The sequence below is a fragment of the Planctomycetia bacterium genome (genome assembly GCA_034440135.1).
Classification (GTDB): Bacteria; Planctomycetota; Planctomycetia; order Pirellulales; family JALHLM01; genus JALHLM01.
Map to the genome: position 1 here is coordinate 1 of JAWXBP010000046.1, position 2,702 is coordinate 2,702.

1 protein-coding gene is annotated in these 2,702 nt (G+C 58.6%); it reads right to left on the minus strand.

Features of this window, described 5'->3' with window-relative positions; translation table 11 throughout:
- Window positions 1-339: 339 nt before the first annotated feature.
- On the minus strand, window positions 340-2,121 hold the full coding sequence (locus SGJ19_02395; GenBank protein ID MDZ4779085.1) for a TraM recognition domain-containing protein: 1,782 nt from the start codon (window positions 2,119-2,121) through the stop codon (window positions 340-342).
- Window positions 2,122-2,702 lie beyond the last annotated feature (581 nt).

Genomic DNA, 2,702 nt, shown 5'->3' on the forward strand with positions numbered 1-2,702 from the left:
CGTGTAAGTTTGCAGCCAGCGGCGTTGCCACACAGACCAAAGTGGGAATGGCAGCGAAGGACCATCGCGCGTAGGCGCTGCGTGAGACGAGCTGGGCATTCGGTTCCGGGGCGCCGAGACGCCATGCGAACAATGGTCGAGTGGGGCTGAGAACGTGGGCGTTGATGGTGTGAAGTTCAAGTAGGCCCGTCTCGGCCAATCGGTTCATGCGACGGCGAACGACTCGGCCGTTGGGTTGTGACAGAGCCCAAAGAGTTGCAATTTGCGACGCGGTCAGAATTCGCACCCTACCGGTAAGCGTCGTTATCAAGTCCAAATCGCGGAACGTGAGCACTGGATTCATGGCTGGTCCCCCTTTCGACGACGGGGAGCCGGAGCATTGATGTTGGCGCGTAGCGAGTCGAAGAGAGACTTGATGTCCTGCTCGCCGTCCGGTGACAGGGGTGAACTCTCAGGGCCGCCGATCACTTCTTCTGACCACTGGACGCCGCTTTGTGCCGGTGGCGGACGTGCCGTGGTGCGCTCCTCCGAAAGTGATTCAGCCCGCGGCTGAAACGCTCCCTCCGCAGTTGGCCAGGGGAGAGCTTTCCGTCGCTGATACTCTTGCTGGGAAATGTGGTAGCGCGACTCGACGATCACCGGCATGCCGCCAAATTGGGCGTATCCGGCACCGCGACTGACCCTAAGAATGCTGCGGAAGGGATGATCGTTAGTCAGCAGGATGTCGTTGATAGTCAGGCGGGGCACTACCTGTTCGGATTCGCTGTAACTGGTTGAGCGGTTGCCTTCATGGTTAATGGACGTGGACTCCGATCCCAGGGTGTCGATGGTCACGCCGCTGCTCCGCATGAGACGCTCCTGGTCTTCCGCGGAAGAAACGGAAAACCACTGGCGGAGCCGGCAGTTGGCTTCAATGGCTGGGATCAGGTCGATATTGCCCCTTTTTAGGTCCTGCATGCTTTGGTTCGCGATGATCACGCCGACGCCCATGCTGCGCGCCAGTTGCAGCATGTATTCAAGATTGTTGGCGACCATGCGTTGAAACTCATCGATCACAAGAAACACCGGACAGCGACGTTCGGTCTGTGTCGACGCGGCCAGAAGCATGTAGGTGAACAGCCGCGCAATCTCCGGTGCCCCACTGGGTGAGAGAGTCGATGGCAGATGGCAATAGAGGAACTGCGGCTCACGAAAGAGCTGAGTCAGGTCGATTGCCTGCTCAACTACGGCCGGCGAGTGACCGGAAGTCTCAGTGACATTGAGCGCTTCGCAGGCTGCCAATCGCTTGATGACTTCGTGAACATGGACGCCGGCCTTGCGAATCTCCGGATGCAGCTCGCGTTTTTTGGCGACAGTGAGGACCGTTCCAATACAGTCGGCCAGCTCGGAAAACGTCGTGACGTGCGGATAGGTCTTGAGCGTGTGATAAAGGATCGCCGCATTGGCCGAACTGAAGTAGCCGGCGCCGTAATCGGTGCCATAGGTCAGCCCATTTGCGGCGCAGAGAATGTCAGTCCGCGTGAGCAGGTCAAACTTAGACCAAAATGGCTGCTGCATGGGATTGAAAGCGTAGGTCGTCTTGGTGCGCTGGTTGGAGAAAAGCTTTAGCGGCATCGGTAGGCCGAAGCGGCGTCGGGCAACGTCCGTAGCGATCTGCAGCGATGCGAGCAATTCCAAGCTGTCTGCCTTCAGGTCAAGCACGACCACGCTGCAGTCGCCAAAGCTGACAAGCTGCTCGGTGGTCGGGCACAAAAACAGAGACGTCTTGCCTCCGCCGCTGTCCCCCAGGCCGTGAACATGCTCCATGTGAACCAACCGGGGAATGAGCACCGGACTGCCATCTTCCACGACCTGTCCATGAAACAGGCTGGTGCGCTCTAGCTCGTCCGGTGAAGAGCGAATGTCCTTTAGAACCGGCTCGACGGTCCCATTTAGTTCGCGCGATGCGTCGCGCTCTGCGCCAGCATCAAGCAGGATCGGCATCGGAGCCGAAACGGCAATCGCCAGAACGGCAAGGATCGGCGCGCCGACGATCCACGCAATGGTTACAACGGCGAGCAGCAGGCCGTAGCCGAAGTGCATTGGTTCGCTTTGCTCGGAAGCGAACAACGGCGATAACACCGCGGAAGCTGGTTCGGTGGGATTGGCAAAAGCTATGAAGGGCGCGTCGGCATACCGAACGAATCCAACTACCGTGAGTGAACAGGCAACGACCAGCAGGCTGATTCGGCCATACTTCGGTCCGGCTGGCGTTTGGACTAATCCAGGAAGGGTTCTGGCTTGATGCGTAAACCAAGATAGGAGGGACTCGCCAAGGAGCTTGTATCTGTTGGTTACGAGTCTTGCCGGCGGGGGCATTGCTAGTGCGGCCAAGGGCACCGTAATCAAGGCGATTCGTGAAAGCGTTGTGTGTCCTAGGAGTGAGCAAGCTACGAGTCCGCTTACCAAAAGTCCCATCATGATTAGCTGGCTCTGGGATCGGCTGCGAAATGCCGCGGCAGCTTCTCGGGGCACGGGCGACACCGTGGCAATCACCGTCCAGTGTCGTCCGAAAACGTAGACCAGCGTCCCTGCAAAGGCTGAGAGCATTAAGATCTGCAGGAGAGGCAGAGTCCGGTGGCTGACGCAGGCGAATGTGTAGGCGGCGAGGAATGCGGGATGGAGCAGTACTGCAATACGCTTGGTGTAGATGGCAATCGCCA